The 18,920-nt window shown below is 44.1% G+C and carries 28 protein-coding genes; 24 read left to right on the top strand and 4 right to left on the bottom strand.

Annotated features, from left to right (window positions below):
* Positions 1-115 precede the first annotated feature (115 nt).
* Positions 116-964 (top strand): RNA polymerase sigma factor RpoH, encoded by an 849-nt coding sequence (rpoH, locus tag MJ761_RS08995; protein WP_093092426.1) that lies wholly within the window; start codon positions 116-118, stop codon positions 962-964.
* Between the two features lie 838 nt (positions 965-1,802).
* Here the strand turns inward: rpoH and MJ761_RS08990 are convergent.
* The gene (locus MJ761_RS08990) at positions 1,803-2,627 is read right to left on the bottom strand and encodes a DUF3579 domain-containing protein (protein ID WP_093092424.1); all 825 of its coding nucleotides are present in this window, start codon (positions 2,625-2,627) and stop codon (positions 1,803-1,805) included.
* A gap of 548 nt (positions 2,628-3,175) precedes the next feature.
* On the opposite strand from MJ761_RS08990, the gene MJ761_RS08985 reads away from it, so the two are divergent.
* Both MJ761_RS08985 and MJ761_RS08980 read left to right on the top strand, forming a co-directional pair.
* Positions 3,176-3,514: a P-II family nitrogen regulator gene (locus MJ761_RS08985; RefSeq protein ID WP_037406940.1), complete on the top strand. Its 339-nt coding sequence runs from the start codon at positions 3,176-3,178 to the stop codon at positions 3,512-3,514.
* A 33-nt stretch (positions 3,515-3,547) separates the two neighbouring features.
* Positions 3,548-4,873 (top strand): ammonium transporter, encoded by a 1,326-nt coding sequence (locus MJ761_RS08980; RefSeq protein ID WP_093092422.1) that lies wholly within the window; start codon positions 3,548-3,550, stop codon positions 4,871-4,873.
* A gap of 105 nt (positions 4,874-4,978) precedes the next feature.
* Here the strand turns inward: MJ761_RS08980 and MJ761_RS08975 are convergent, their stop codons facing one another.
* From MJ761_RS08975 to orn, 3 genes are read right to left on the bottom strand one after another with little or no spacing between them, the layout of a single operon-like run.
* The gene (locus tag MJ761_RS08975; protein ID WP_093092420.1) at positions 4,979-5,452 is read right to left on the bottom strand and encodes a CinA family protein; all 474 of its coding nucleotides are present in this window, start codon (positions 5,450-5,452) and stop codon (positions 4,979-4,981) included.
* Positions 5,433-7,091, bottom strand: a complete 1,659-nt coding sequence (gene pgi / locus MJ761_RS08970; RefSeq protein WP_093092483.1) for a glucose-6-phosphate isomerase — start codon at positions 7,089-7,091, stop codon at positions 5,433-5,435. Before pgi ends, MJ761_RS08975 begins: the two co-directional genes overlap by 20 nt.
* Positions 7,092-7,139: 48 nt before the next feature.
* On the bottom strand, positions 7,140-7,688 hold the full coding sequence (gene orn / locus MJ761_RS08965; RefSeq protein ID WP_093092418.1) for an oligoribonuclease: 549 nt from the start codon (positions 7,686-7,688) through the stop codon (positions 7,140-7,142).
* 401 nt (positions 7,689-8,089) lie between these two features.
* Here orn and MJ761_RS08960 point away from each other — a divergent pair, with 401 nt between their 5' ends.
* The 21 genes from MJ761_RS08960 to rpmD all read left to right on the top strand — a co-directional run bounded on the left by MJ761_RS08960 (position 8,090) and on the right by rpmD (position 18,920).
* On the top strand, positions 8,090-9,343 hold the full coding sequence (locus MJ761_RS08960; RefSeq protein WP_239392907.1) for a M48 family metallopeptidase: 1,254 nt from the start codon (positions 8,090-8,092) through the stop codon (positions 9,341-9,343).
* Between the two features lie 14 nt (positions 9,344-9,357).
* A complete protein-coding gene (gene rsgA, locus MJ761_RS08955; RefSeq protein WP_093092481.1) occupies positions 9,358-10,230 on the top strand; it encodes a ribosome small subunit-dependent GTPase A in 873 nt (290 codons plus the stop codon).
* Positions 10,231-10,487: 257 nt separating this feature from the next.
* Complete coding sequence (gene rplC, locus MJ761_RS08950) at positions 10,488-11,132, top strand: 50S ribosomal protein L3 (RefSeq protein ID WP_037406952.1); 645 nt, start codon at positions 10,488-10,490, stop codon at positions 11,130-11,132.
* Positions 11,132-11,752: a 50S ribosomal protein L4 gene (rplD, locus tag MJ761_RS08945; protein ID WP_025331819.1), complete on the top strand. Its 621-nt coding sequence runs from the start codon at positions 11,132-11,134 to the stop codon at positions 11,750-11,752. The genes rplC and rplD overlap by 1 nt, the downstream gene beginning before the upstream one ends.
* Complete coding sequence (rplW, locus tag MJ761_RS08940) at positions 11,749-12,063, top strand: 50S ribosomal protein L23 (protein WP_176715075.1); 315 nt, start codon at positions 11,749-11,751, stop codon at positions 12,061-12,063. The genes rplD and rplW overlap by 4 nt, the downstream gene beginning before the upstream one ends.
* A 5-nt stretch (positions 12,064-12,068) precedes the next feature.
* Positions 12,069-12,905, top strand: a complete 837-nt coding sequence (gene rplB, locus MJ761_RS08935; protein ID WP_037406958.1) for a 50S ribosomal protein L2 — start codon at positions 12,069-12,071, stop codon at positions 12,903-12,905.
* A gap of 5 nt (positions 12,906-12,910) precedes the next feature.
* Positions 12,911-13,186 (top strand): 30S ribosomal protein S19, encoded by a 276-nt coding sequence (gene rpsS, locus MJ761_RS08930; RefSeq protein ID WP_037406960.1) that lies wholly within the window; start codon positions 12,911-12,913, stop codon positions 13,184-13,186.
* A gap of 10 nt (positions 13,187-13,196) precedes the next feature.
* Positions 13,197-13,526, top strand: a complete 330-nt coding sequence (gene rplV / locus MJ761_RS08925; RefSeq protein WP_037406961.1) for a 50S ribosomal protein L22 — start codon at positions 13,197-13,199, stop codon at positions 13,524-13,526.
* A 9-nt stretch (positions 13,527-13,535) separates the two neighbouring features.
* The gene (gene rpsC / locus MJ761_RS08920) at positions 13,536-14,240 is read left to right on the top strand and encodes a 30S ribosomal protein S3 (RefSeq protein WP_093092414.1); all 705 of its coding nucleotides are present in this window, start codon (positions 13,536-13,538) and stop codon (positions 14,238-14,240) included.
* Positions 14,224-14,640: a 50S ribosomal protein L16 gene (rplP, locus tag MJ761_RS08915; RefSeq protein ID WP_037394618.1), complete on the top strand. Its 417-nt coding sequence runs from the start codon at positions 14,224-14,226 to the stop codon at positions 14,638-14,640. The genes rpsC and rplP overlap by 17 nt, the downstream gene beginning before the upstream one ends.
* The gene (gene rpmC, locus MJ761_RS08910) at positions 14,640-14,831 is read left to right on the top strand and encodes a 50S ribosomal protein L29 (protein WP_025331702.1); all 192 of its coding nucleotides are present in this window, start codon (positions 14,640-14,642) and stop codon (positions 14,829-14,831) included. Before rplP ends, rpmC begins: the two co-directional genes overlap by 1 nt.
* Positions 14,831-15,094, top strand: a complete 264-nt coding sequence (gene rpsQ, locus MJ761_RS08905) for a 30S ribosomal protein S17 (protein WP_025331701.1) — start codon at positions 14,831-14,833, stop codon at positions 15,092-15,094. Before rpmC ends, rpsQ begins: the two co-directional genes overlap by 1 nt.
* Before the next feature lie 231 nt (positions 15,095-15,325).
* Positions 15,326-15,694 (top strand): 50S ribosomal protein L14, encoded by a 369-nt coding sequence (gene rplN, locus MJ761_RS08900; RefSeq protein WP_025331700.1) that lies wholly within the window; start codon positions 15,326-15,328, stop codon positions 15,692-15,694.
* 11 nt (positions 15,695-15,705) lie between these two features.
* Positions 15,706-16,029, top strand: coding sequence for a 50S ribosomal protein L24 (rplX, locus tag MJ761_RS08895; RefSeq protein WP_037406968.1), 324 nt, complete (start codon positions 15,706-15,708; stop codon positions 16,027-16,029).
* Positions 16,030-16,039: 10 nt separating this feature from the next.
* Entirely contained in the window at positions 16,040-16,579 is a 540-nt protein-coding gene (gene rplE, locus MJ761_RS08890) for a 50S ribosomal protein L5 (RefSeq protein WP_025331698.1), read from the top strand.
* A 2-nt stretch (positions 16,580-16,581) separates the two neighbouring features.
* A complete protein-coding gene (gene rpsN, locus MJ761_RS08885; RefSeq protein WP_025331697.1) occupies positions 16,582-16,887 on the top strand; it encodes a 30S ribosomal protein S14 in 306 nt (101 codons plus the stop codon).
* 14 nt (positions 16,888-16,901) lie between these two features.
* Positions 16,902-17,294, top strand: a complete 393-nt coding sequence (rpsH, locus tag MJ761_RS08880) for a 30S ribosomal protein S8 (protein ID WP_037406970.1) — start codon at positions 16,902-16,904, stop codon at positions 17,292-17,294.
* Between the two features lie 9 nt (positions 17,295-17,303).
* The gene (rplF, locus tag MJ761_RS08875; protein WP_037406972.1) at positions 17,304-17,837 is read left to right on the top strand and encodes a 50S ribosomal protein L6; all 534 of its coding nucleotides are present in this window, start codon (positions 17,304-17,306) and stop codon (positions 17,835-17,837) included.
* 13 nt (positions 17,838-17,850) lie between these two features.
* Positions 17,851-18,204, top strand: a complete 354-nt coding sequence (gene rplR, locus MJ761_RS08870) for a 50S ribosomal protein L18 (protein WP_037406974.1) — start codon at positions 17,851-17,853, stop codon at positions 18,202-18,204.
* A gap of 19 nt (positions 18,205-18,223) precedes the next feature.
* Entirely contained in the window at positions 18,224-18,742 is a 519-nt protein-coding gene (gene rpsE / locus MJ761_RS08865; protein WP_093092412.1) for a 30S ribosomal protein S5, read from the top strand.
* Positions 18,735-18,920, top strand: a complete 186-nt coding sequence (rpmD, locus tag MJ761_RS08860; RefSeq protein WP_037406978.1) for a 50S ribosomal protein L30 — start codon at positions 18,735-18,737, stop codon at positions 18,918-18,920. Before rpsE ends, rpmD begins: the two co-directional genes overlap by 8 nt.

Raw genomic sequence — 18,920 nt, 5'->3', positions numbered from 1 at the left:
AATGATAAATAATCAGCTTAGTTATTGATTAATTGGTTTTCCTGTAACAAACAACGTGTTATTGTGTTGTAACAGGAGTAATTAAAATAACTGGGCACACACAGAAAGGATAGGCATGAATACCGCTTTTGCATTACCCGTGCCGACAGGGCATGGTAGTTTGGAGCAATACATTCATACCGTAAACAATATTCCTATGCTTTCCCCCGAGGAAGAACAGGATTTGGCGGTACGCCAGACCGAAGGGGATCTAGAGGCTGCTAAAAAACTGATTTTGTCTCATTTGCGTGTAGTGGTTTCTATTGCACGTGGTTATGATGGTTATGGCCTGAATCAGGCGGATTTGATTCAGGAGGGCAATATCGGTTTGATGAAAGCGGTAAAACGCTTTCAGCCAAGTCGTGGCGTACGTCTGTTTTCGTTTGCGGTACATTGGATTAAAGCTGAAATTCACGAATTTATTTTACGTAACTGGCGTCTGGTACGCGTAGCTACTACCAAACCTCAGCGCAAGTTGTTTTTCAATTTACGCAGTATGCGTAAGTCCATGGCAGCATTGAGTAATAAAGAAGCGCAATCTATTGCCGATGATTTGGGCGTAAAGCTCTCTGAAGTTCTGGAAATGGAACAGCGCATGACCGGCAAAGACATGTCATTGCTGGCAGAAAATGACGATGAAGATAATTTTGCGCCGATAGACTGGTTAACTGATAGCGCTAACGAGCCAACACAAGTGCTGGCACAACAGGCACATTATGCCTTACAGACTGAAGGCTTGCAGGAAGCACTAGCCAAACTGGACGACCGCAGTCGCCATATTGTTGAAAGTCGCTGGCTGGCAGATGATGGTGGCTTGACCTTGCATGATCTTGCTGGTGAGTATGGTGTATCCGCAGAACGTATTCGCCAGATTGAAGCCAAGGCGATGCAGAAATTACGCGGTTATCTGGCAGAAGCTGAATAATTTAGTTTGAATGAAAAAACTGCATAGATCAGATTTAGCTGGTCTATGCAGTTTTTTTATAGAAGAACAGATACGTTTTGGGGTAGTAAGTTCTCTATACTCAAACGGTATGGCGACAAAGCAGAAACATTCTCAATTGTTTCTGCATCGCGTGATTCTGATGTGATGGTTGTGCTAACTATGAGGTGATTAGATTCTTGCAGTTACACAGCCCAAGCTTTATGTGCCTTGGTAGGCACTATAGTTTTCTTATGGTTTTCTCCAAAGCTGAGCTTTTAAACTCAGCTCAGCAAACACCTGCTTAAGCTTGCGGCCTTCAGTTGCCAGCTTCTTTAAGCGCCACCGTATTTATCGCGCCATTAATAAAAAGCCGAATTCTCCATGCCATATTTACCGCAAATTTTTAATGAGAATACCAACTTCAGCTTCTTTTAAAATAGATACAATCTGATGTTCAGTCATTTTTTCACATTTAAATCCCCTGTGGGCTAACGGAGAAAATTTTCTACTTCGGAGCTGTACTATTTTTAGGGGATAGATAACTTACTGTATTAGCAAAGCGGTAACTATAATCATTTTATTATTGATGGGGTTTGGTTGCTTATTTCTTGATAATGGTAAGTAAATCTTGTGATTTAATATTATGTTTTCCTGTGCTAGCACTTACTATATAAGTTAATAATGATAAGGCTTGATGATGTTTGCATACTCGCTGATTTATATCAGCTAAGGTGTTTTTCCTTTTTGGTAAATGTTTTGATTTGAGCCGGTTTATGAAAGATAAAGCTCAGTAGGATTTATCTTTGCTATGTTTAGGTGATGTATGAGCGGCTGTTGTTTAAGTTAGTTGATAGGTGAATTGGTGGCTGTTTAATGTGAAGCCATGCTTCAGATATAAATGATGTAGGTTGTTGCTGTCTGTTGTTACGCTGGAGTTTGCATGAATGCAGGTGCAGTGCTCTTGATGAGCAATTTTTTTCAGTTCGTTTAAGATTGTGAGGATATGGTTGTCGTCGATAGGCTGATGATAGCTGCTCAGGTCTTCAATATTCAGATGTTTTCCTGCTATCAGGGTAGTTTGGATGCGGAAGCCACAAATGGTGGTGGCATTTTGTTTGCCTTCTTCAAATATGCCTAAGAGGCGATAGCCTTCCGCTCGCTGAATCTGTATCAGTTCTTGAAATTGTCCGATACCACGAATATTAGTATGCAGGCGGTGGAGTGCCGGGAATGCTGTGGTATCTTCTTCTGGTGTAAGTTCTCGTAATGCAGTATTGATTGTGTTGGCCGCCGGCTGGTCGGTAACGATTGTTTGTTGTGTAGAGTTTTCCTGTTTGATTGCGTTTTTTAATGGAATTTGAGTGTGTTGCTGTTCTTCTAATAAGGCTTTGCAATCCAGAACACGTAAGTCATTGTCACGGGCAAAATCCATGAGGAAATTAAAAGCGGTGGCGCTGATCTGTTCGAGTTTGCGATCAACGGCAACACAGCGGATATTGTCTACTAGAATCGGCCGTACCCATTGGTGATAAGACAGACGGTGCCCCTGATCAAAAGAAGACAAAACACCGCATAGTCTTTCAGCCCAGTCACTGGGGCGAAAAGGTTTATTATTATTTGTCATGCCCTGAATAACAATTTCATATGGATTGCAAATTAGCATGTTGGCCTCTTGATAGAAACAAAAGTCTGAATAATGTGTATGTGTTTATTTTGCTGTTAGTGTGTGATTATACCTGATTGTAACTGGTTGATGTGTGTCTGCTATGGAGGCTAATTGTCAGATTATGGTTATATTTTTTTATGGGTATAGGTAGTTTTGTAACATCTGTACGTTTTTTTCGGGCTGATGTTATCTGAGCTTAGTTATCGCAGCAGAAGAAATAGGGCAAGGGTAAACATTTGTTGTTGTGAATTAATATCCATTATTGATGTTGTTGATTTTTTATTTTATTGGTTGTATTTGCTATGTTTTGTGGCTTGTGCAGGAATTTGGGCTGCTATAGATAATGAGTGGGTTACTGTAAAGTGGTAAACGATACCTCAGTAATTTTGATACATCTTTGCAAATTTAAAGGAAAGATGTATGGTGCATTGAGTTGGTGTTGATTGGTGTAAATCGTGCTACATGGTTAAGTTAATCTGGGTAGTTTGCTACTTTGGGATGCGCGGTTGACGGTGGATAGTGGGTTTCGATGAAAGAGGTGTTATATGAAAAAAATCACAGCAATGATTAAACCTTTCAAACTGGATGATGTCCGCGAGGCTTTGGCTGAAATTGGGGTACAGGGAATGACTGTAAGCGAGGTGAAAGGCTTTGGGCGACAAAGAGGGCATACTGAGATCTATCGCGGTGCTGAGTATGAAGTAGATTTTTTACCCAAGATTAAAATAGAAATTGTGCTGGTGGATGAGCTGGTAGAGCGTGCGGTTGAAGCCATTATTGCTAGTGGCAGAACAGGTAAGGTAGGTGATGGCAAGATTTTTGTTTTACCTGTGGAGGAAGTGGTGCGAATCCGTACCGGTGAGACTGGTTCGGCAGCTGTATAGACGATAACTGATATTCAAGAAAGGAGAGAGAATATGGATCGGATAAGAAAATGGGTGATAGTCGCGGTACTGTTATTGCCATTACCGCTACTGGCTGCTGATCTGGCCGGCTGGTGGCGGCCATTGTCGGAAATAAACGCAGGCAATACGGCGTGGGTAATGACTTCTGCGGTGTTGGTTCTGTTGATGACGGTACCTGGCTTAGCTTTGTTTTATGGTGGCATGGTGCGTAAGAAAAATGTACTGGGCACAATGATGCATAGTTTTACGGTTGCCGCACTGGTAAGTGTATTGTGGATGGTAATAGGCTATTCGTTTGCTTTTACGCCTGGTAATGCATTTATTGGCGGGTTTGATCGTTTTATGCTTGATGGTATGGGGTTGGATCAGAACCGAGGAATGACAACTATTGTTAATGGAGACGGTACTGTTCCTGAATCGGTGTTTATGTTTTTTCAAATGACTTTTGCGATTATTTCTACTGCTATTGTGACGGGTGCTTTTGCTGAGCGTTTGAAATTTTCAGCTTTGTTGTTGTTTTCTGGTCTCTGGGTAATTTTGGTTTATGCGCCAGTATGTCATTGGGTCTGGGGCGGCGGTTTTATGGCTGATGCGCATACGCCAGTTCTGGATTTTGCCGGTGGGACGGTGGTGCATATTAATGCCGGTGTTGCTGGTCTGGTAGCGGCCTTGGTGATTGGTAAGCGTCTGGGTTTTGGTAAGGATGTGATGGCGCCACACAATATGGTATTAACATTAACTGGTGCTGCTATGTTATGGGTGGGCTGGTTTGGTTTTAATGCTGGTTCGGCCGGTGCTGCGGATGCTTCTGCCGGTATGGCTATGGCTGTTACTCAGGTTGCGGCAGCTTCTGCTGCACTAACATGGATGCTGTGTGAAAAAATGGCCGGACATAAGCCATCTGCTTTAGGTATGGCTTCTGGTGCGGTATCCGGTCTGGTGGGTATTACGCCAGCAGCTGGTTTTGTTGGTCCGCAGGCTGCGCTGGTGATTGGGGTGGTAACGGCTGTTGCTGCCTATTTTGCAGCGGTGTTTTTAAAACGCAGATTTGGCTATGATGATTCGCTTGATGCTTTTGGTATTCATGGTTTTGGCGGTATTGTGGGTTCTGTTTTAACTGGTGTGCTGTTCAGTAATGCCATTTTCGGCGGAGAAGCTACGATTGGAGCGCAGTTGCTGGCACAGATAAAAGATGTGGCTATTACTATTGGGTACAGTGTGATGATGACTTATCTGATTCTTAAGATTGTAGCCATTATTTGTCGCGGTTTGCGTATTGATCATGATGCTGAACGTGAAGGTATGGATGTGAGTATTCATGGAGAACGTATTGAATAAAGACAGCTAATTTTTCAGGTTCATTAAAACAAAACTGGCCAGTTATTCAAAACCGGCCAGTTTTATTTTGTCTGTTCTATTTCTTCTGTCTGAGTATATTTCTGTTTAACGGTATAAATATTGACGTAAAAAACGTAATGCATATTCTACTGCCTGTGCCCGAATCATATCTCTGTTACCGTTAAACTGGTGATGCTTTGCCCAGATGCGTTGCTTGGTTGCCAGTCCGAACCACACAGTACCGACAGGCTTTTCAGCGCTGCCGCCAGTTGGGCCGGCAATACCGGAAACGGAGAGAGCGTAATTTGCCTTGGCATCAATCAGTGCGCCCAGTGCCATTTCGCGCACACATTCTTCACTAACAGCACCATAGTGACGCAAGGTTGTATCGTTAACGTTCAGTAGTTGTTGTTTGGCCTGATTACTGTAGGTGATATAACCCATATTAAACCAGTTTGAACTGCCCGGCAGGCGGGTCAACTCGGCAGCCAGCAGGCCACTAGTACACGATTCGGCGCAGGTTACGGTATGCCCCAGTGTGTTCAGTTTGGAGGTGATATCAAGTAAGATTTGTGTCATGGTGATGTTTTCTAAAATAGTCAATGAGGCCGTTAGTAGAAGCATCATGGTGTAGCGGGCTGTTGGTGCTTAACTCCGGTTCAATATTTTTGGCCAGAACTTTGCCGTATTCTACGCCCCATTGATCAAATGAGTTAATGCCCCAAATTATGCCCTGTACAAATACTTTATGTTCATACATAGCCAGTAGCATGCCCAGATTAAATGGGTTGATTTCGTCTAATAATAGTGTATTAGAAGGCTGGTTGCCGAGAAATACTTTTTGAGGTGCCATAATATCACGGCTTTTATTGTCCAGATGCATAAGTTCTGCATATGCTTCTGCCAGTGTTTTGCCGTGCATCAATGCTTCAGTTTGGGCAAAGGCATTGGCTGCCAGAACTTTATGCTGGGTACTGATGTGGTAAAAGCTGTTAATCGGAACAATAAAATCAGAAGAAATTAGGCGAGGGCCTTGATGAAGTAGCTGGAAAAAGGCGTGCTGGCAGTTTACGCCTTCTTCACCCCAGATAATGGGACCGGTATCAAAATCTAGTCGTTCACCATAACGACCTACTTGTTTACCATTGCTTTCCATATCCAGTTGTTGCAAGTGTGCAGCCAGACGGCGTAATCCATGATCATAAGGAATAATTGCGTGGCTGCTGGTGGTATAAAAAGTGTGATACCACAGGCCAATCAGGCCAAGTAGGACGGGGATATTGTGTCGTAAAGGCGCATGAAAAAAATGTTCGTCCATTGCCCGCCCACCTGCCAGAAAATTCTGGAAATTTTCTTTACCAATGGCACAAATTACTGATAGGCCAATAGTAGACCAGACAGAATAGCGGCCTCCCACCCAGTCGAACATGGCAAAGATATGTTCCGGAATGATGCCAAAGGTTTGTGCTTTAGCAACGGCACTGGTAATCGCAATAAAATGACGGCTGATATCTGCTTCGCTCATCCCTTGCTGTAAAAACCAGTTGCGCGCGGTCTGCGCATTAAGCAAAGTTTCAGGTGTGGTGAAAGATTTGCTGGCAATAATGAAAACGGTTGTGGCCGGATTAACTGTATCCAGTACCTGCATTAAATTAGCACCATCAACGTTGGCAACGTAATGGATATTCAGTCCAGTCTGCTGAAAAGGACGCAATGCCAGTGTGACCATTTCCGGGCCAAGATGGGAACCACCAATGCCAATGTTAATAATATCGGTAATACGCTCACCATGAGCGCCTGTGTATTCACCATTGCGCACTGATTCGGCAAAGCAGTAGGCACGTTCAAGTTCATGATGAATATCAGGTACGATATTATGATCATCAACATATACGACAGCATGTGGTGGTAATCTGAGGGCTGTATGCAGTACTGCACGGTTTTCACTGACATTGATTTTATCGCCACGGCGCATCTTATCTGTCCAGCCACGCACGTCGGCAATATTTGCCAGTTCAATTAATAATGTCAGAGTATCTTCAGTGATACGATTTTTGCTGTAATCGAATAATAGACCGTTTAGTTGTTCATGCATTTGCGCAAAACGATTTGGCTGTTGCCGGAATAAATCGCGCATATGCAAAAAACGGGTACTACGCTGGTGTTGATGTAGTTGTGCCCAAATGGCTGTCTGGTTAATAGGGCAGGATGGGTTCATCATAACTGGATTGGATTTCAGCAAAAAATAATGACGCAGTATACAAAATCAGGCGGATATTGTTAAGAAATGTTCGCGGTAATAGGCCATTTCCTCAATACTTTCTTTGATATCATCCAGAGCCTGATGCGCACCTTTTTTGCTAATGCCTTTGGCAACGGTAGGATTCCAGCGTTTTGCCAATTCCTTGAGTGTTGATACATCTAGATTACGATAGTGGAAGTAAGCTTCCAGTCGTGGCATGTAGCGCACCATAAAGCGACGATCCTGATGAATGGAGTTGCCACACATTGGTGAAGTTCTTTCTGGTATCCATTCGCTGATAAAGGCCAGTAATTTTTCTTCAGCCTCGGCTTCGGTCAGGGTAGATGCTTTTACTTTATCCACCAGACCGGTACGGGTATGGGTAGCCGTATTCCATTTATCCATATGATCAATAATACTGTCAGGTTGGTGAACAACCAGTACTTCAGACTGTGCCAGTACATTCAGATCGCTATCAGTAATAATCATGGCAACTTCTATAATCCGGTCAGTATCTGGATTTAACCCAGTCATTTCCATGTCCAGCCAAGCAAGATTTTTAGCGTTTTGCATATCTCAATTCTGCTTAATAATAAAATATCATTTTAGCTTTTTTCTGTTGTGGCTGATAGTTTAACCTGATTTTTACCTGTAAATATGCCATCAATTAAGTTGCAGTAATCGTTTTAATAGAAGATAAACTGGAATAGACAAAACAGGAGAGTTTGTATAAAGGCTATCTACAAAGATTATTTTATCAGTTTGAGGTAAGCGGTATTTAGTATTGCCACAAGACAATATTTAGGCAGAGTGCATCATTATTAATACCGCTAATTGTGGTGATATTTGTCAGACCATCGACTATTAGGTTACAGCTTTATTAACCAGTAATGGATAAACTCCGCTACAATTATTGTTTTCAAGCATAGTGTATTCTTAATATGGCATTTTATCTTTCTGCCCAAACAGTTTATATGCTGTTTTTACTCTTTTTTATATGTAGTACATGTGGTCAGCTATATTTGTCTGTGCGCCAGAGCAAGGCTGTGTTGGCGCATCGTAGCCATGTACCAGTGGCCTTTGCACAAAGTGTAACACTGAAAGAGCATCAAAAAGCGGCAGATTATACTTTGGCCAAACAACGTCTGGCACGCTATGAAATTGTGTTTCAGGCATTGTTATTGCTGTTGTTCACCCTTGGCGGTGGGCTGGATTTGCTGACGCGGCTAAGTCGAGTATGGGTACATTATGATATTGCTCAGGGAATGGTGCTTATTGGTCTATTTGTATTGGTTAATATGATTCTGGGCTGGCCCATGGCTTGGTATCGCAGTTTTCGTCTGGAAGCTAAATTTGGCTTTAACAAAATGACAATGGCCACGTTTTTTGCTGATCAGTTCAAGGGTTGCCTGTTAGCTATTATTGTTGGTTTACCTTTACTGTATATTATCCTGTTGCTGATGCGCACCCTGATTGCGGCACACTGGTTTGGCGGTGCTTGGTGGCTGGCTGTGTGGCTGGTATGGGTGATTTTTTCTTTATTACTGATGTGGGCATTTCCCAAATGGATTGCTCCGCTTTTCAATAAATTTGAACCATTAAAAGATGAGATATTACGCACACGAATCGAAAACCTGTTGCAACGCACTGGTTTTCATAGTGACGGTATTTTCGTTATGGATGGTTCCAAACGCAGCGGGCATGGTAATGCTTATTTTACAGGTCTGGGGAAACACAAACGCATTGTATTTTTTGATACTTTGCTGAAAGATATGCAAACAAGCGAAGTTGAGGCAGTTCTGGCGCATGAGTTAGGGCATTTTGCCCACAAACATGTATTCAAACAAATGATTGTCACTTTTATACTGGCGTTGATCGTATTCGCTGTATTAGGCTGGTTATTGCCACAGTCAGGCTTTTATCTTGGTTTGGGTGTACATGAACCCAGCAATGCTATGGCTTTATTGTTATTTATGCTGGTGCTGCCTGTTTTTACCTTCCCGTTTTCACCTTTGGCTAGTGTATTATCGCGCAAAAATGAATTTGAGGCCGATCGATTTGCGGCAAAGCATGCTAATGGTAATGATTTAATTCTGGCTTTAACCAAACTTTATCGCACTAATGCAGCCAGTCTGGTTAGCGATGTTTGGTATTCGCGCTTTTATGATTCACATCCGGGTGCACGGGAGCGCATTGCTGCATTGCAGACAGCCACAAAGGCAGATTAAGTATGGTGCAGCAAATGAATGAGTTATTGACGGCGCAGATTATCACCAGTTTTGGGCGGCGCTTTATGGTGCGTACACCTGCTGGTAAAACTTACGAAGCCACTACCCGCAAAAAAAGAATTGATTTTGCCTGTGGTGATGAAGTTCTCATCGGGCATATCAATCAGCAGCAGGCTGTGATTGAGGATTGTTTGCCACGACGTAGTCTGCTTTATCGTCAGGATGCCACGCGCAGCAAGCTCATTGCTGCCAATGTAACGCTGATGTTAATCGTACTGGCTGCTGTACCCACTCCAAGTGAATTATTATTACAACGTGCATTGCTGGCCGCAGAAGCGGCAAACATATCACCGCTAATTGTATTAAACAAGGCAGATTTACCTCAGAATGCACAGTGGCTGGAAAAACTGATGTTTTATCAAGATCTAGGTTATAAGGTGATAAATATCAGTGCTTTGTGTGAGGTGGCTGCACTGCGCCAGCATTTGCAGGGGGAATGTGCAATTTTGTTAGGCCAGTCTGGTATGGGTAAATCGACATTAACCAATGCATTGCTGGGCGATGAGCAGGCACGGGTAGGTACCATTTCGGCGGCACTGGATTCCGGCCGTCATACTACCACTCATGCACAGCTGTATGATCTGGACGCACACAGCCAGCTTATCGATTCTCCCGGTTTGCAGGCATTTGGTTTGCATCATTTACAGGTAAGCGACTTACTGCATTATTTCCCCGATATGCGCCAATATATTGGGCAGTGCCGTTTTCATAACTGCACTCATCGGCAGGAACCAGACTGTGCCCTTAAGTTGGCTGTGGCCGATGGAAAACTGAAACCAGAGCGGCTGCAATTTCTGCAAAATATCACTAATGAATTAACTAAATAAAAGTTTGTTAAAAGAAAAAGTAAACTGGTATCAAATATATATAAATGGCGGAAATATCTAAAAAATACACAAGCCGTCATATGTAAAGCATAGGCGTTGTTTTTTTGTCTAAAAATCCGTGCTTTATTGGCATAAAAATTGATTCATGCAGAATAAACATGATACTATCGCCATCTTGCCGATTTTATATCGGCAAGATTCTTTATTTGTGCGAGGCCAATCAATCGTAATTGGTCCCTTTATAAAAGGAAATAACTATGACTTTAGGTCTGGTTGGGCGCAAAGTAGGCATGACGCGTGTGTTCGATGAGAACGGCGCTTCAGTTCCGGTAACTGTACTGGATATGTCTGCTAATCGCGTCACTCAACTCAAATCCGAAGCTACCGACGGCTACACTGCCGTACAGGTGACTTTCGGTCAGAAAAAAGCCAATCGCGTAAGCAAGGCGCAGGCAGGTCACTTTGCCAAAGCTGGTGTTGAAGCTGGTCGAGGCTTAGTAGAATTTGCTGTTTCTGAAGAAAAATTGGCTGAATTGTCTGTTGGTGCTGAAATTAATGTCGGCATTTTTGCAGCAGGTCAGTTGATTGATGTCACTGGTACCAGCAAGGGTAAAGGCTTTTCTGGCACCATCAAACGTCACAATTTTGGTTCTCAACGTGCTTCTCACGGTAACTCCCGTTCTCATCGCGTACCAGGTTCAACCGGTATGGCACAGGATCCGGGTCGTGTATTCCCAGGTAAACGTATGGCTGGTCAGTACGGCAACGTTAAATCCACCATTCAGAATCTGGAAATCGTACGCGTAGATACCGAACGTCAGCTGTTGCTGGTGAAAGGTGCAGTGCCCGGTGCGGTTAACAGCGACGTTGTCGTGCGTCCGAGCGTGAAGGTAGGTGCGTAATGGAACTGAAATTAATTGATGCCCAAGGTCAGGTAGCAGGTGCTGTTGCTGCTTCTGATGCATTGTTTGCACGTGAATACAATGAAGATCTGGTTCACCAGCTGGTTACTGCTTTTCTGGCTAATGCCCGCTCCGGTAACCGTTCACAGTTGACTCGTGCCGAAGTAAAACATTCCACTAAAAAACCATGGCGTCAGAAAGGAACTGGCCGTGCCCGTTCTGGTATGACATCTTCTCCGCTGTGGCGCAGTGGTGGTCGTGCGTTCCCAAATAAACCAGATGAAAATTTTACCCAGAAAGTAAATCGTAAGATGTACCGTGCAGGTATGGCGGCTATCTTGTCTCAGCTGGTACGTGACGAACGCCTGTTTGTTATTGATGAATTATCTGCTGCTACGCCGAAAACCAAAGCATTTGCCGAACAGGTAAAAAATCTGGGTATGGAACAAGTCTTGTTCATCACCAAACAGCTGGATGAAAACGTATACTTGTCTAGCCGCAACCTGCCGAATGTATTGGTTTTAGAAGCACAACAAACTGATCCGTACAATCTGTTACGCTTTAAGAAAGTAGTGCTTACCAAAGCAGCAGTTGCACAACTTGAGGAGCAATGGGTATGAATCAACAACGTTTAATGCAAGTGCTCTTGGCTCCTGTTGTGACTGAAAAAAGCAACATGCTGGCTGAAAAACGCAACCAGATGACGTTTAAAGTATTGCCAAATGCCACCAAACAGGAAATCAAAGCTGCTGTGGAGGTGTTATTTAATGTGAAAGTGGATTCTGTAGCCACTACCATCATTAAAGGTAAAAATAAACGTTTTGGCCGTACCATCGGTAAGCGCAGTGATGTGAAAAAAGCTTATGTCAGCCTGGCGGCTGGTCAGGAGCTGGATATCGAATCTGCTGCCGCTTCTGCAGATAAGGAATAAGCACTATGGCTATTGTTAAAATGAAGCCGACTTCTGCTGGCCGTCGCGGCATGGTACGCGTGGTAACAGAAGGTTTGCACAAAGGTGCGCCATATGCACCATTATTGGAAAAACAATCTTCAACCGCTGGTCGTAACCACGGTGGACGGATTACCACTCGTCATAAAGGTGGTGGCCATAAACACCATTACCGTGTTGTAGACTTCAAACGTAACGATAAAGACGGTATTGCTGCCAAAGTAGAACGCATTGAGTATGACCCAAACCGTACTGCACACATTGCTCTGTTGTGCTTTACAGATGGTGAACGCCGTTACATCATTGCTCCACGCAATGTGCAAGTAGGTGCTGTGCTGGTTTCCGGTTCTGAAGCTGCGATTAAAGCTGGTAATAATCTGCCAATTCGCAATATTCCGGTTGGTACAACGCTCCACTGTATCGAAATGAAACCAGGTAAAGGTGCACAGATTGCCCGCTCAGCTGGCGCATCTGCCGTACTGTTGGCTAAAGAAGGTGTATATGCCCAGCTGCGTCTGCGTTCTGGTGAAGTACGTAAAATCCATGTTGACTGCCGTGCCACTATTGGCGAAGTAGGCAACGAAGAACAAAGCCTGCAAAAACTGGGTAAAGCCGGTGCTAAACGCTGGCGCGGTATCCGTCCTACTGTACGTGGTGTGGTAATGAACCCGGTTGATCACCCACATGGTGGTGGTGAAGGTCGTACTGGTGAAGCTCGTGAACCTGTTAGTCCATGGGGTACACCGACCAAAGGTTATCGTACTCGTCGTAATAAACGCACGAACAATATGATTGTTCGCCGCCGTTACTCAAATAAAGGTTAACTGATATGGCTCGTTCATTAAAAAAAGGCCCATATGTCGACCTGCATTTACTGAAAAAAGTCGATGCGGCTCGTGCTACTAACGACAAGCGCCCGATTAAAACCTGGTCACGTCGTTCCACTATTCTGCCTGATTTTATCGGTTTGACCATTGCTGTACACAACGGCCGTACCCACGTGCCAGTTTTCATCAGCGACAATATGGTTGGCCACAAATTAGGTGAGTTCTCATTGACCCGTACCTTCAAAGGCCATCTGGCTGATAAGAAGGCTAAAAAATAAGGGATAAAACATGAGAGTTAGTGCACAACATAAAAATGCCCGCATTTCTGCGCAAAAAGCCCGTCTGGTTGCTGATCTGGTGCGTGGCAAAGATATTGCCCAAGCGTTGAATATTCTGACATTCAGCCCGAAAAAAGGTGCTGAGTTGATCAAAAAGGTACTGGAATCTGCTGTGGCTAATGCCGAGCATAACGAAGGTGCCGATATCGACGAATTGAAAGTGGTTACCATCTATGTCGACAAAGGTCCAAGTCTGAAACGTTTTCAGGCACGCGCCAAAGGTCGTGGTAATCGCATTGAGAAACAAACTTGTCACATCAACGTGATTGTGGGCAACTAAGGAAAAGCGATGGGACAAAAAATTAACCCTACAGGCTTTCGCCTGGCAGTGAATAAAGATTGGTCTTCCAAGTGGTTTGCCAAAAGTGGCGACTTTTCCAAAGTGCTAAAAGAAGATATCGACGTACGTAATTTTTTGCGTAAACGTCTGGCTAATGCTTCTGTTGGTCGTGTTGTAATTGAACGTCCGGCTAAATCTGCACGTATTACCATTTATAGTGCTCGTCCAGGGATTGTAATTGGTAAAAAAGGCGAAGACATTGAAGTATTAAAACGTGATTTGCAGAAAATCATGGGTGTGCCGGTACATGTCAACATCGAAGAAATCCGCAAACCGGAAATCGATGCGCAAATCATTGCCGACAATATCGCTGCACAGCTGGAAAAACGTGTAATGTTTCGCCGTGCCATGAAACGTGCTATGCAAAATGCCATGCGCGTTGGTGCTAAAGGCATTAAAATCATGTCTTCTGGTCGTTTGAACGGTATCGAAATTGCTCGCACCGAGTGGTATCGTGAAGGTCGTGTACCCTTGCATACCCTGCGTGCCAATGTTGACTACGCAACTAGCGAAGCCAAAACTACATATGGCATCATCGGTATCAAAGTCTGGGTTTACAAAGGTGAATTGACACCGGGTGAAATTCAGGCTAAGCCGGAACAGGACAAGAAACACAGCAGAAAGGCAGGTGGTCGAAATGCTGCAGCCAACTAGAATGAAATACCGCAAACAGCAAAAAGGCCGCAACACCGGTATTGCTACTCGTGGCAATAAAGTCAGCTTTGGTGATTTTGGTCTGAAAGCTGTGGGTCGTGGTCGTCTGACTGCGCGCCAGATTGAGGCAGCACGTCGTGCGATGACACGTCACATTAAACGTGGTGGTCGTATCTGGATTCGTGTATTCCCAGATAAACCTATCACTGAAAAACCAATTCAGGTGCGTATGGGTGGCGGTAAAGGTAATGTGGAATATTACATTGCCGAAATCCAGCCGGGCAAAATGCTCTACGAAATGGACGGTGTAGATGAAACTTTGGCACGTCAGGCTTTTGAGCTGGCTGCTGCCAAATTGCCGATTCAGACCGTATTTGTTAAACGCCAGGTAGGTCAATAATGAAAACCAGTGAATTGAAAGACAAATCTGTTGAGCAGTTAAACGAAGAACTGGTTGGTCTGTTGAAAGCGCAGTTTGGATTGCGTATGCAGCATGCCACCGGCCAGCTGGGTAAGAACAGTGAGCTGAAAAAAGTGCGTCGTAATATTGCTCGTGTAAAAACCATTTTGCACCAGAAGGATGGTGAATGATGACTGAAGCTAAAAACGTACGTACTTTGCAGGGCAAAGTCGTGAGCGACAAAATGGATAAAACCGTAACCGTATTGGTAGAGCGTAAGGTAAAACACCCGCTGTATGGCAAAGTGATTCGCCGTTCTACCAAAATCCATGCACATGATGAGCAGAACCAATATGGTATTGGTGACGTTGTTGTCATTTCTGAAGGTCGCCCATTGTCAAAAACCAAAAGCTGGGTTGTAACAGAGCTGATTGAAAAAGCGCGCAATGTGTAATTAACACAACAATGTGCTTCAATTAGGGAACGAAGTCTTGCGACAATCAGATATTGTCTGTAAACTTCGTTCCTTAACTTTCAGTTTCTTGAAAGTGTCCGGCACTCGCCGGAGCTCTCCCTTCGGGACCCAAGACTGGTTTACTAGAACCGTTAATGGTTTCAAATAGCTTTAAGTGTTATCAGGCTAATTGAAAGCGGTAAATTAAGTTGGATTTTAAAAGGTAATAACATGATTCAAATGCAGACCATCTTAGATGTGGCTGACAACTCTGGTGCGCGCCGTGTAATGTGCATCAAAGTATTAGGTGGATCTAAGCGTCGCTACGCATCTGTAGGCGACATTATCAAAGTGGCCGTAAAAGACGCAGCTCCTCGTGGCCGCGTTAAAAAAGGCGACGTATATAATGCTGTAGTAGTACGTACAGCTAAAGGCGTGCGCCGGAACGATGGCGCGCTAATCAAATTTGATAACAATGCAGCCGTGCTGTTGAATACCAAACTGGAACCTATTGGTACCCGTATTTTTGGCCCGGTAACCCGTGAGCTACGTACTGAGCGATTCATGAAAATCGTTTCATTGGCTCCTGAAGTACTGTAAGTGAGGTTGCAATGAAAAAGATTAAGACTGGTGATCAAGTGATCGTCATTGCCGGTAAAGATAAGGGCAAACAGGGTAAAGTAGTGCGTGTTCTGGGTGAAAAAGTGATCGTTGACGGTGTTAACCGTGTTAAACGTCATCAAAAACCTAACCCCATGCGTGGGATTGAAGGTGGTGTAATTACCAAAGATGCGCCATTGGCTATTTCCAATGTAGCAATTTTCAATCCGGAAACCCAAAAAGCTGACCGCGTAGGTATCAAGGTAGAAACAGTAGACGGAAAAGTAGTACGCACCCGTGTATACAAATCTACCGGTGCCGCCGTGGGAGCTTAAGGAGTAATCAATGGCTCGTTTAAAAGACTTTTATAACACCACTGTTGTTCCTGAGTTGACCAAACAATTCGGTTACAAATCTATCATGGAAGTACCGCGTATTGAAAAAATCACCCTGAACATGGGTGTAGGTGAAGCGGTTGCTGATAAAAAAGTAATGGAGCATGCGGTTGGTGATCTGGAAAAAATTGCAGGTCAGAAACCGGTTGTAACTGTAGCACGCAAGTCAATCGCTGGTTTTAAAATTCGCGATAACTACCCAATCGGCTGTAAGGTAACCTTACGTCGCGACCGTATGTATGAGTTTCTGGATCGCCTGATTGCTATTGCCCTGCCACGTGTGCGTGACTTTCGTGGTGTGAATGGTAAATCATTCGATGGCCGTGGTAACTACAACATGGGTGTGCGTGAACAAATTATTTTCCCGGAAATTGAATACGATAAAATTGATGCTTTGCGTGGTTTGAATATTACCATTACCACAACTGCTAAAACTGATGCAGAAGCAAAAGCACTGCTGTCTCTGTTCAAATTTCCGTTTAAGGGTTAATTATGGCTAAGAAAGCACTTATTAATCGTGAGCTGAAGCGCGAAGCTTTGGCAAAAAAATATGCTGCCAAACGCGAAGCCATTTTCGCTATCATCAACGATGCCAATGCGACTGATGAAGAGCATTTTCAGGCACGTCTGAAGTTACAGGCTATTCCGCGTAATGCTGCTCCGATTCGTCAACGTCGTCGCTGCGCTTTGACTGGTCGTCCGCGTGGTAATTTCCGTAAATTCGGCTTGGCCCGTACCAAAATCCGTGAAATCGCCATGCGTGGTGAAATTCCGGGCGTAATCAAAGCCAGCTGGTAATAGGAGTATAAAATATGAGTATGCATGATCCTATTTCCGATATGTTGACCCGTATTCGCAACGCTCAGCGTGCGAATAAAGCTTCTGTAAGCATGCCTTCTTCCAAGTTAAAAGTGGCCATTGCCAAAGTTCTGAAAGAAGAAGGTTATATAGAAGACTTCGTTGTATCTGCTGAAATCAAGGCGACATTGGAAATACAATTGAAATACTATGCTGGTCAGCCTGTGATTGAGCGCATTCAACGCGTATCACGTCCTGGTCTGCGTGTGTATAAGGGTTCCAACGACATTCCTTCTGTAATGAATGGTCTGGGCGTTGTGATTGTAAGCACTTCTAAAGGCGTAATGACTGACCGTAAAGCCCGTGCCAATGGTATTGGTGGTGAGTTGTTGTGCGTGGTTGCCTAAGGGGAAAACATGTCTCGAATTGCAAAACATCCGGTAGTAGTTCCGGCTGGCGTTGACGTTAAGTTTTCTCCAGAGGCTATTATTGTTAAAGGTAAAAACGGCGAATTATCTTTGCATCAGCATGCAGAAGTGAATGTGGCATTGACTGATGGGCAGTTGGTTGTTACCGCTAATGACAACAGTTCTAAAGCAAATGCTTTATCTGGTACGGTACGCGCGTTATTGCACAACATGGTCGTAGGTGTAAGCAGTGGTTTTGAGAAAAAACTGCAACTGATTGGTGTAGGTTATCGCGCTCAAGCCCAAGGTAAAGTATTGAATCTTTCTTTAGGTTATTCTCATCCAATTAATTATGAATTGCCAGAAGGCATCACTGCCACAACTCCTTCAGCTACCGAAGTAATTATCGCTGGTGCTGATAAGCAGGTAGTAGGGCAGGTGGCCGCTGAAATTCGTGGATTCCGTCCACCAGAGCCTTATAAAGGTAAAGGTGTACGTTATGCTGATGAGCGTGTCGTTATCAAAGAAACCAAGAAAAAATAATTGAGGCTCACTGATGGATAAAAATGTAGCAAGACTGCGTCGTGCACGTAAAACCCGTGCCAAAATTGCAGCTCTGAACAAAGTGAGATTGTGCGTTTTCCGCACCAATAATCACATTTATGCCCAGGTTATTAGCGCAGAAGGTGACAAAGTATTAGCTCAGGCTTCTACTCTGGAAGCTGATGTGCGTTCCAGCATCAAATACGGCAGCAACGTTGACGCTGCTGTAGTAGTTGGTAAACGCATTGCTGAGAAAGCCAAAGCAGCTGGCATTGAGGCGGTAGCATTTGACCGTTCAGGTTTTCAATACCATGGTCGTGTCAAAGCGTTGGCTGAGGCAGCCCGTGAAAACGGCTTGAGCTTCTAATAAACTGGAGACCAGAAATATGGCAAAACACGAAACTGAAGAACGCGGTGACGGCCTGATCGAAAAGATGGTTGCCGTAAACCGTGTGACTAAAGTGGTTAAAGGTGGCCGCATCATGGCTTTCTCGGCTTTAACCGTGGTTGGTGACGGCGATGGTCGTATCGGTATGGGTAAAGGTAAATCCAAAGAAGTACCTGTAGCTGTACAGAAAGCTATGGATCAAGCCCGTCGTAATATGATTAAAGTACCATTGAATGGTAGTACTATTCACCATGAAGTAATCGGACGTCATGGCGCTACTCGCGTATTTATGCAACCTGCCAAAGAAGGTAATGGTGTGAAAGCTGGTGGCCCAATGCGCTTAGTATTTGATGCTATGGGTATTCATAATATTTCAGCTAAAGTACATGGTTCAACTAATCCGTACAATATTGTACGTGCAACGTTGGATGGTTTGTCTAAACTGTATACGCCTGCTGAGATTGCTGCCAAACGTGGCCTGACCGTAGAAGAAATTTTAGGAGCAGATCATGAGTGAGCAAAAAACCATTCGTATTACATTGGCTAAAAGCCTGATCGGTACTATTGCTGCTCATCGTGCCTGTGCGCGTGGCTTAGGTTTACGTCACCGTGAACATACCGTTGAAGTGCTTGATACCCCCGAAAATCGTGGCATGATCAACAAAATCAGCTACCTTTTGAAAGTGGAGAAGTAA

The sequence above is a fragment of the Snodgrassella communis genome, from assembly GCF_914768045.1.
Taxonomy (GTDB): domain Bacteria; phylum Pseudomonadota; class Gammaproteobacteria; order Burkholderiales; family Neisseriaceae; genus Snodgrassella; species Snodgrassella communis.
Note: the sequence above shows the minus strand (reverse complement) of the source record. Positions and strands in the feature narration are given on the sequence as shown.

Coding starts and splice junctions, on each gene's coding strand:
- rplR (WP_037406974.1), top strand. CDS start 17,851: ATGGATAAAAATGTAGCAAGACTGCGTCGTGCACGTAAAACCCGTGCC.
- MJ761_RS08960 (WP_239392907.1), top strand. CDS start 8,090: ATGCTGTTTTTACTCTTTTTTATATGTAGTACATGTGGTCAGCTATAT.
- rplD (WP_025331819.1), top strand. CDS start 11,132: ATGGAACTGAAATTAATTGATGCCCAAGGTCAGGTAGCAGGTGCTGTT.
- rplB (WP_037406958.1), top strand. CDS start 12,069: ATGGCTATTGTTAAAATGAAGCCGACTTCTGCTGGCCGTCGCGGCATG.
- rplC (WP_037406952.1), top strand. CDS start 10,488: ATGACTTTAGGTCTGGTTGGGCGCAAAGTAGGCATGACGCGTGTGTTC.
- rpmD (WP_037406978.1), top strand. CDS start 18,735: ATGAGTGAGCAAAAAACCATTCGTATTACATTGGCTAAAAGCCTGATC.
- rplV (WP_037406961.1), top strand. CDS start 13,197: ATGAGAGTTAGTGCACAACATAAAAATGCCCGCATTTCTGCGCAAAAA.
- rpsQ (WP_025331701.1), top strand. CDS start 14,831: ATGACTGAAGCTAAAAACGTACGTACTTTGCAGGGCAAAGTCGTGAGC.
- rplX (WP_037406968.1), top strand. CDS start 15,706: ATGAAAAAGATTAAGACTGGTGATCAAGTGATCGTCATTGCCGGTAAA.
- rplW (WP_176715075.1), top strand. CDS start 11,749: ATGAATCAACAACGTTTAATGCAAGTGCTCTTGGCTCCTGTTGTGACT.
- MJ761_RS08985 (WP_037406940.1), top strand. CDS start 3,176: ATGAAAAAAATCACAGCAATGATTAAACCTTTCAAACTGGATGATGTC.
- MJ761_RS08975 (WP_093092420.1), bottom strand. CDS start 5,452: ATGACACAAATCTTACTTGATATCACCTCCAAACTGAACACACTGGGG.
- MJ761_RS08990 (WP_093092424.1), bottom strand. CDS start 2,627: ATGCTAATTTGCAATCCATATGAAATTGTTATTCAGGGCATGACAAAT.
- orn (WP_093092418.1), bottom strand. CDS start 7,688: ATGCAAAACGCTAAAAATCTTGCTTGGCTGGACATGGAAATGACTGGG.
- rpsN (WP_025331697.1), top strand. CDS start 16,582: ATGGCTAAGAAAGCACTTATTAATCGTGAGCTGAAGCGCGAAGCTTTG.
- rpsH (WP_037406970.1), top strand. CDS start 16,902: ATGAGTATGCATGATCCTATTTCCGATATGTTGACCCGTATTCGCAAC.
- rpsE (WP_093092412.1), top strand. CDS start 18,224: ATGGCAAAACACGAAACTGAAGAACGCGGTGACGGCCTGATCGAAAAG.
- rplE (WP_025331698.1), top strand. CDS start 16,040: ATGGCTCGTTTAAAAGACTTTTATAACACCACTGTTGTTCCTGAGTTG.
- rpsC (WP_093092414.1), top strand. CDS start 13,536: ATGGGACAAAAAATTAACCCTACAGGCTTTCGCCTGGCAGTGAATAAA.
- rplF (WP_037406972.1), top strand. CDS start 17,304: ATGTCTCGAATTGCAAAACATCCGGTAGTAGTTCCGGCTGGCGTTGAC.
- rpoH (WP_093092426.1), top strand. CDS start 116: ATGAATACCGCTTTTGCATTACCCGTGCCGACAGGGCATGGTAGTTTG.
- MJ761_RS08980 (WP_093092422.1), top strand. CDS start 3,548: ATGGATCGGATAAGAAAATGGGTGATAGTCGCGGTACTGTTATTGCCA.
- rplN (WP_025331700.1), top strand. CDS start 15,326: ATGATTCAAATGCAGACCATCTTAGATGTGGCTGACAACTCTGGTGCG.
- rsgA (WP_093092481.1), top strand. CDS start 9,358: ATGAATGAGTTATTGACGGCGCAGATTATCACCAGTTTTGGGCGGCGC.
- rpmC (WP_025331702.1), top strand. CDS start 14,640: ATGAAAACCAGTGAATTGAAAGACAAATCTGTTGAGCAGTTAAACGAA.
- pgi (WP_093092483.1), bottom strand. CDS start 7,091: ATGAACCCATCCTGCCCTATTAACCAGACAGCCATTTGGGCACAACTA.
- rpsS (WP_037406960.1), top strand. CDS start 12,911: ATGGCTCGTTCATTAAAAAAAGGCCCATATGTCGACCTGCATTTACTG.
- rplP (WP_037394618.1), top strand. CDS start 14,224: ATGCTGCAGCCAACTAGAATGAAATACCGCAAACAGCAAAAAGGCCGC.